This window comes from Neisseria sp. P0021.S007 (assembly GCF_051956855.1).
On record NZ_JBQCXA010000258.1, the window covers coordinates 1 to 885 of the forward strand.

General features: G+C 49.7%; 1 protein-coding gene. It reads left to right on the top strand.

Features of this window, described 5'->3' with window-relative positions:
• On the top strand, positions 1 to 616 hold a 616-nt coding region (locus ACTHUR_RS12655), incomplete at its 5' end, for a TatD family hydrolase (protein ID WP_440398837.1).
• Positions 617 to 885: the final 269 nt, after the last annotated feature.

The following is an 885-nucleotide window of genomic DNA, read 5'->3' on the forward strand; positions in this document are numbered from 1 at the left end:
CTACTGCACCATCGGCGTACATCCCGACAGCCAAGAAGCAGAAGAATTTACCATTGCCGAAATGGTAGAAGCGGCCAAACATCCCAAAATCGTCGGCATCGGCGAAACCGGTTTGGACTATTACTGGTGCAAAGGCGATTTGTCATGGCAACATCAACGCTTTGCCGACCATATCCAAGCCGCCAACGAAAGCGGCCTGCCCGTTATCGTCCATACGCGCGATGCGGCCGAAGACACGTTGCGGATTTTGAAAGAGTGCCACACCAACTCCGGCGTGATTCACTGCTTCTCTGAAGACATCGCCTTTGCCAAAGCCGCTTTGGATTTAGGGTTATATATCTCCTTCTCCGGCATTGTGACGTTTAAAAACGCACCGCTGATACAGGAAGCCGCCAAATACGTCCCTGCCGATAGAATCTTGGTAGAAACCGATGCGCCTTTCCTCGCGCCGGTTCCCAAACGCGGCAAACAAAACGAGCCGTCCTACGTCCGCTATACAGCCGAGTTCTTAGCCAATCTGCGCGGCGAGAGCTTGGAAACATTGGCACAAAACACCAGCGACAATTTCTATCGCCTGTTTAAGAAAGTACCCGATGGCCGTCTGAACAACGGCTAGGTCTAAAGCCTCTACCATCGGCTCTGCCTACCTGTCATCTAGATCCTGCCTCAAACTCAACGGTAAACTCGAAATGACCCGAGACAGAAACACAATCGGCTTGCGCTATCTTCCGAACGGCCAGCCTTTTGAAGAATGGGAATTTTCCCATCAACACAATAAATAAGTTTAAATTCAAAATATTGCTTTCCTAAGCCCGACAAAGCAAGAGGCCGTCTGAAAGTATTTTCAGACGGCCTCTTGCTTATTTTACCGATAGGATGTAAAAC